At 41.3% G+C, this 6,921-nt stretch carries 6 protein-coding genes; 2 read left to right on the forward strand and 4 right to left on the reverse strand.

Going from position 1 to position 6,921, the window contains the following annotated elements:
• Window positions 1-113: 113 nt before the first annotated feature.
• Complete coding sequence (locus tag VE944_RS18510; protein WP_324979954.1) at window positions 114-1,202, reverse strand: aromatic ring-hydroxylating dioxygenase subunit alpha; 1,089 nt, start codon at window positions 1,200-1,202, stop codon at window positions 114-116.
• A 346-nt stretch (window positions 1,203-1,548) separates the two neighbouring features.
• Here VE944_RS18510 and VE944_RS18515 point away from each other — a divergent pair, with 346 nt between their 5' ends.
• The gene (locus VE944_RS18515; protein WP_324979956.1) at window positions 1,549-1,983 is read left to right on the forward strand and encodes a heavy metal-responsive transcriptional regulator; all 435 of its coding nucleotides are present in this window, start codon (window positions 1,549-1,551) and stop codon (window positions 1,981-1,983) included.
• 247 nt (window positions 1,984-2,230) lie between these two features.
• Here VE944_RS18515 and VE944_RS18520 read toward each other — a convergent pair whose 3' ends face one another.
• The 3 genes from VE944_RS18520 to VE944_RS18530 form a co-directional block, all read right to left on the reverse strand.
• The gene (locus tag VE944_RS18520; RefSeq protein ID WP_324979959.1) at window positions 2,231-2,458 is read right to left on the reverse strand and encodes a hypothetical protein; all 228 of its coding nucleotides are present in this window, start codon (window positions 2,456-2,458) and stop codon (window positions 2,231-2,233) included.
• Between the two features lie 19 nt (window positions 2,459-2,477).
• Window positions 2,478-4,775, reverse strand: coding sequence for a heavy metal translocating P-type ATPase (locus VE944_RS18525; protein ID WP_324979962.1), 2,298 nt, complete (start codon window positions 4,773-4,775; stop codon window positions 2,478-2,480).
• Window positions 4,776-4,958: 183 nt separating this feature from the next.
• Window positions 4,959-5,156, reverse strand: a complete 198-nt coding sequence (locus tag VE944_RS18530) for a heavy-metal-associated domain-containing protein (protein ID WP_324979965.1) — start codon at window positions 5,154-5,156, stop codon at window positions 4,959-4,961.
• 232 nt (window positions 5,157-5,388) lie between these two features.
• Between VE944_RS18530 and VE944_RS18535 the strand changes: the two genes are divergently transcribed.
• Complete coding sequence (locus VE944_RS18535) at window positions 5,389-5,808, forward strand: RtcB family protein (protein ID WP_324979968.1); 420 nt, start codon at window positions 5,389-5,391, stop codon at window positions 5,806-5,808.
• The last annotated feature ends 1,113 nt before the right edge of the window (window positions 5,809-6,921 follow it).

Raw genomic sequence — 6,921 nt, forward strand, 5'->3', positions numbered from 1 at the left:
GTACGCCCCTACAGTCGATTTATTTGTTGCAAAGATTGTTGACAATGCTATGATTTCGTGTGCATTTAATTGATCTACCAACCTGAGGGAATTCTGGGCATATAGACATGATCCTAATCATTACTCATTTTATCTTGCCATCTCTCACGCTTGGGCTTGCTTTCCACATCGCGCGATCGCGCTTCTTGCCAAGTCCCCCACATTAGGGATTGCTGTTTTTCAACATGGTTAATAAACTGTATGATTGGCTGATCTATTTTGATAGGAGTTTTGAAATCGAACTTAATTGTTTGGACAATCTTAATATCAGCCATAAGAAAGAACTTACCTACAATCTTAGTCAGCCATAACAAAACTCGATTACATAACCAACCAAAAAATCCTTTACGTTTTTTAGTAAGTAACAGGATTTGTCCTTCAGCTTTTCCACCTTCGTGGAGGCGAACTGCAAACATCATGTGGACATGGAAAAAATCGGGGCCAAGCGTCACAATGACAATGCTCCCGTACCAATAGCAAACGCTGTAAGTTATGGCCTTTTTGTAGAAAAGACGGATGAGCTTAATGAAAAAGGAATTGTCTTTGATGGGTGTAATATTACTGAAAATAATCGCATTCTCGTTCAGTTCCTGTCCGTCAAAAATAATTTCTATTGGCAGTTCGTGAACTGTATTAAAGTGTTGAGCATCAATGGCATTAATCATCACCACACTGGGGTGACAGTTCATTAAAAAGTGAGAATGGATGGCGACATCACACTCTTCTTGTTCCAACTCTGGAACAAAAGGTAGAGGTTGTTGTGGGATTTCTCCAGTCCAAACCCAAATCATCCCGTACTTCTCAGCAGTGGGCCAAGTTTGTACTTTCAAAGAAGGCAGTGTATTTAAACATGGAATATCAATACACATTCCTTCAGCATCAAACTTCCAGTGGTGGAAAAAACAACGTAGTGCATTACCCTCAACTTTCCCTTCAGCAAGGTGAGCACCCATGTGTGGACAGTAGGCATCAAAAGTAGCTACTCTTTTGTCTTTACCACGGTAAATCACTAGCTCTCTGCCCAAAATCGTGACAGATTTTACTTCACCTACCCGCAGATTTCGAGAGGGTATTACCCAATACCATCCCTCAATAAAATGCTCTGGATTATTAAAGTTTTTAGGTTTACGGGTTGAGCTAAAAGTCTGCGAGTTGAGATTCATTTTTATGGTTTCACTTGAGGTGAAGCTGTTGATCTAGAAGTAACATGAGAACTAGGAAAAAACAGTTACTTTCAGTACCATGAGAACCAGTTAACCAATTAATGAAGAAAGTTAGAGAGACAAAATATCGAGTCAAGTTTCTTGAAAATGTTAAAATTATGCTAGCCAAATCTCAGCCCATGCAAGCTAATATCCATTAAAAATAGATATTTGAAAAATCACAACTTAGTAATATCTCTAATTAGATAAAAAAATAAACTACTGACACCAAGATTTGGCTAAATTAAATGAGTTAAAAAAATAGGAAAATATGTAATAATAATTACAATAGTTGGGAAAATCTGCCGTGCTAACTCAGGAAACCAAACTGCTTTTAATTGGCCAGGTAAGAGATATAAGCAAAATTCCTATTAGGACAATTCGCTATTACGAGAGTTTAGGCTTAATTAAATCATCAAAACGAACAGAGGGAGGCTTCCGTCAGTTTTCATTGGATGTGCTGACTCGTCTAGCATTTATTAAAAGGGCACAAAATCTTGGTCTTAGCTTAGAGGAGATTGGAAATATTCTTCAGGTTTATGAGCAAGGACAAGCTCCCTGTGGTGAAATTCAAGAAAAGCTTGAAGAGAAGCTCTTGCAAATTGATCACCAAGTTGATCAATTGTTAACTTTACGGTCTGAAATAAAGGGATTACTTTCAGGCTGGAAGAATATGGAAGGACAGCATGAGGATACAATTTGTCCGATCATTCAAAATACTAGTACCGCAGGGCGTAATTAAGCTGTTATGTATACAACTTGCACAATCAGGGCGGGCAAGATGCCCACCCCACAAGCATATTGAAAAAATATTAGTGCAAATTAAAGGCGCAACAGCTTAAAACAATTCGCAATTACGTTTTGTGACGGGGATTTAAACCTTCAAAGTTGGTACTACGAACTTGTTCACCCATCAATTTAAACTTGAGAAACTACTAGGAAAGGCGGGATTAGAAATTAAAAAATAAAGCAATTTCTTTGTTCCTCATCTAGGACTCAGGATTTTTATAGAGAAGAAACCACCACAATTCTAGTCCAATCAAGGCTAAACCTGCGATCGCAACCCCAACTTTCAAGCCCAAAGGTTGCTCGATCCGGTGAAATTCGCTGTTTTGTTCTGGTGAGTGGGCTGGCATTTCTGCTAAAGCTACGCCTGATGTTCCAGTGAGAAGCACTAAAGCTGTAAGGCTTCCCCAAAGCATTTTTTTACTGAACATTTCCTAAATTATCCTGAAATTATGAGATAGTTTTTGGTTGAAACTTACGCAATCTGAGGGCATTACTAACAACAGAGAGCGAAGAAAGAGCCATCGCAGCGCCGGCGATAATTGGATTGAGTAACCAACCAAAGATGGGGAACAAAATTCCAGCCGCAATGGGAATACCAATAACGTTGTAAATAAAGGCAAAGAAGAGATTTTGCCTGATATTGTTGATGGTGGCGCGACTAAGTTGAATAGCTGTAACAATTCCTTGCAAATCGCCAGAAATTAGAGTGATATCGCTAGCTGCGATCGCTACATCTGTGCCCGTTCCAATAGCGATTCCCACATCAGCTTGTGCTAGGGCTGGAGCATCATTTATACCATCACCTACCATTGCAACAATTTTAGATTTCGGATTTTGGATTTTGGATTTTGGAAATTTCTTTATCTCCCCTTGTAAAAATTGGACAATTGCTGCCTTTTGATCTGGACGGACTTCGGCAAAGATTCGCTGGATGCCAACTTCTAAAGCGATCGCATCAGCAGTTTTACGATTATCTCCGGTAAGCATTACTACTTTTAAACCTAACTTCTGTAAGGCTTTCACTACTGCTGTTGAGGAAGGTTTGAGGGCATCGGCAATACCCATTATTCCTTGTAGTTCGCCATCTACAGCAATCAAAATTACTGTTTTACCAGCCGCTTCCCAGTCATCTTTATACTGCTGGAGACTTACAGTGTTAATTCCAAGTTCTGTTAACCAGCGTTGTGTACCAATTTGCACAAGCTGATTTGAAACAACTCCTTGAACACCACTACCTGCATTAGCCTGAAAGTTCTTTACCTCTGTTAAATTCACCTCTTGAGACTGGGCATATTTCACCACTGCTTCAGCTAAAGGATGCTCAGAATTGTGTTCTACCGTTGCTGCTAACTGTAAAAGCTTGATTTCATTACCATTAGCTGTGCCATTGATAGTTACAAAGTCTGTAACCGTAGGTTTACCCTGAGTCAAAGTACCAGTTTTATCTAGAACGATGGTTTGAATTTTGTGTGCTAGTTCTAAGCTGTCCGCACCTTTAATCAAAATGCCATTTTCTGCACCTTTGCCCGTCCCCACCATTACAGAAGTGGGAGTAGCTAAACCTAAAGCACAAGGACAAGCGATAATTAGTACACCTACCGTTGTCATTGTTGCTAAGGTAAAGTTGCCAGTGAAATTAAACCAAATAACAAAAGTGGCGATCGCGATCGCAATCACAGCTGGTACAAACCATCCTGTAACTTGATCTGCCAAGCGCTGAATTGGTGCTTTAGAACCTTGGGCTTGTTGCACTAGTTTGACAATTTGAGCCAAAAACGTATCATTTCCGACTCGTGTCACCCGAAACTGAAAAGCACCTGCACCGTTAATCGTCGCCCCAATCACCTCATCTCCTGGCTGCTTTTTGACTGGCAAACTTTCACCCGTCACCATCGCTTCATCTACCGTCGAACCGCCTGTAATCACTTCACCATCTACGGGAATCTTTTCACCAGGACGCACCAAAATCACATCGTTGATTCTGACTTCGGCGATAGGAACATCAATTTCTATTCCATCACGGATAACTCTGGCATCTCTAGCTTGCAATCCGATGAGTTTGCGGATGGCTTCAGAAGTTTGTCCCCTAGCGCGATTTTCCAGCAACCGCCCCAACAAAATTAAGGTAATGACAATAGCGGCTACTTCGTAATAAATATGAGGTATCAAGCCCTGAGCAATAAAAAATTTTGGGAAAACAGTGACAAACAAAGAATATAGATACGCTGCACTTGTGCCCAAAGCAATTAGCGTGTCCATCGTCGCCGTATGGCGCTTGAGAGATTTCCAGCCATTGCGGTAAAAAGATCCACCACACCAGAAGACGACGGGAGTTGTCAGCAGTAATTGTACCCAAGGATTTTGTAAGAAGCTTGGAATTAAGGGCAAGTTCAACCCAGTCATCATGGGGAACGACCCCAAAAATAGGAAAATGCTGATAATACCTCCCACCGCTACCTTGAGGGAGAGTTCGCTCCGTAATGCTTGCCTACTAGCAATTTCTGCATCATCTTCTTGGGTGAGCAATTCTTCCTGGAGTGAGTAAGAAGAGTATCCCGCAGATGCGATCGCACTTTGGATTTTCTCTAAATTGGCTAGAGAGCGATCGTACTTGATGGTGGCTTGTTCTGCTCCAAAGTTAACGTTGCAGTCCTTTACCCCAGGAACAGAGCGAATTGCCTTTTCGATGTTGTTGGCGCAAGCGGCGCAACTCATACCTCGAAGTTTGAGTGTGAGAGTATCCATAAATAGATGAACCCCTGTGATTGATGTGGGAGGATCCTAAAGTAATTCGTAATTAAATTATTTGTGGATTTAAACCCCAACTAATTCAATACCCCCAAGAAATCCGGGTTACGCGCAAGTGCTTCGCCAACAATTACGTTAGCGCAGCGCTAGCGACGTAGGAGCGTCATTACGAATTACGAATTAGCTAGCAACTGGATAGCCAGCAGCAGCCAACGCTTCCTTAATTGCTGTTTCTGATGCTTGAGTTTCTACACTGACAAGTTTGGTTGTAGGATCAGCCTGAACGCTAGCATTGGCATCTACTGCCTGAAGTGCTTTAGTGATGGTGTTTGCACAAGCAGAACAAGCCATGTTAGGAACTGTGAGCTGGAGAGTCATAGATTTACGGGATAGAGTGGAAAAGTTAGCCAAACCAAAGTGGATGACTGGGGAAATCCGTTAACAGTCAAAAATAACTGGAAAGAGAGTCGCCTTGAATTTATCCTAGACTCTCTAGCCGGCTGGAGAGTCTAGAGATTTTTAAAAGTTTTTAGCTAAACTTCAAATTTCTTTACACACGTAGTATATAAACTGCTAAAAATACAAAATACTACAACAGACTTGTCTTCTAATGAAAGTGTGTGTCAAGACTTGCCCCATAACATCACCTTGCCAGAAGGAAGGTCAGGGATGGGTAGCACGCAAGCGTGCAAGTCCAGCCCATGTAAGGCAACCTGTGATTATCCCTGGTTCAATGGGTGCTTATTCTTATCTGATGATGGGTAGAGGCAATCCAGCATTTTGTAATTCTGCCTCACATGGGGCGGGAAGAATTCATTCTCGCTTTGACCTCAACCGCAGAGGTGAATCTCAAAGTGAGGCGGAACTGGGATTAATCGAAGTAGACTGCATCACCCTGCGTCAAGAACGCCGAATTGAAGAAGCACCCTTTGCCTACAAAGCGATTCAGTCTGTGATTGATGTGCAGGTTGAGGCAGAAATGGTGGACGTTGTGGCGCGATTGAGTCCGGTGTTGACGTTTAAGGCGTAGTCTACCTAATAAAAAGCCCCTGGTCAACACCAGGGGTATCCATCTTTATTCCCTGATATTAGAATTGCATCTGTGGAGCTATTGTAAATCCGTATTAATGCAATTACCGCATAAAGATGATGATGATTTTGCAATTGCCTATTAGCGCTCTTTTATTACTCTGAAAAAATAAAATATTTGTAGGTTGGGTTGAACATTCGTCAAACCCCAACAAAAGCAAGGATTCTTGGTGTTGAGTTACCCTGCAAGAAGCCCCAACTCTTGGAGACGCTGTGTTTCGACTCCGCTCAACATAAATTCGCGTTCGGGCATCCTACGGCAGGCGCTAGCCTCTCTCTTTGGGATTCGCAAAGACGCTGCGCGTAGCTTGCTTTCCCGAAGGGGTACGGGGAAGTCAAAAGTCAAAAGTTATAAAAGAGCGTTAGGCAAAGATCCCAAATTCATTTAAACTTACTTTTCTAGCAGTTCATCTTGTTATAGACTGTATCCAAATATCCTGAAGACTGATACATAATTACTTAATCAGTCATAAGCTAAAAAACATCTAATTTGCATAATCAAATTAAATATAACTCTTGTGGAGTGGGCATCTTGCCCGCCCAGTATATGCAATTTAAATGTGCAACAGCTTAATAAAAGGCTTGGTTAAACCAAGCCTCTATATATACCAAGCATTTACTACACCAGCATTAATTTAAACTGACCTTTGCTTTAGTTCATCCTGCTATAGGCTGTATCCAAATATTCTAAAAGCTGATAAGCGACTGGCTCCCCTTGGGAGATGACTCGAAGAGTCAATTTACCTCTATTCCGATGAGAGTCTATCTTTGACTTATCTGAGTGTTGATAAAAAAAACCCTGGTATCATTCCAGGGCGGATACACGTTTTTCAGGCATTAACAGGCTGAATAATAACTTTGTAAAATAGTTATTTCTACTATCCATAGAATGATAGGAATAACGATTTTTTACAAATTCTCGCGTGACCCCTAGTTGTACTCTCCAGGAAGATCAGTTTTTCTAACAGTAATGCTGCCAACTTTCTTACCTGACATTCTCAATAATTCATCACCTGAAAATTCAAAACCAAGCTTTAGTGCTATTCGCGCAACA

Origin of the sequence: Nostoc sp. (genome assembly GCF_035638895.1) — a bacterium.
Classification (GTDB): domain Bacteria; phylum Cyanobacteriota; class Cyanobacteriia; order Cyanobacteriales; family Nostocaceae; genus Nostoc.

What these genes read in the sequence shown, in the direction of transcription:
- VE944_RS18520 (WP_324979959.1), bottom strand. Translation starts at nt 2,458, where the DNA reads ATGTTCAGTAAAAAAATGCTTTGGGGAAGCCTTACAGCTTTAGTGCTT.
- VE944_RS18530 (WP_324979965.1), bottom strand. Translation starts at nt 5,156, where the DNA reads ATGACTCTCCAGCTCACAGTTCCTAACATGGCTTGTTCTGCTTGTGCA.
- VE944_RS18525 (WP_324979962.1), bottom strand. Translation starts at nt 4,775, where the DNA reads ATGGATACTCTCACACTCAAACTTCGAGGTATGAGTTGCGCCGCTTGC.
- VE944_RS18535 (WP_324979968.1), top strand. Translation starts at nt 5,389, where the DNA reads ATGAAAGTGTGTGTCAAGACTTGCCCCATAACATCACCTTGCCAGAAG.
- VE944_RS18510 (WP_324979954.1), bottom strand. Translation starts at nt 1,202, where the DNA reads ATGAATCTCAACTCGCAGACTTTTAGCTCAACCCGTAAACCTAAAAAC.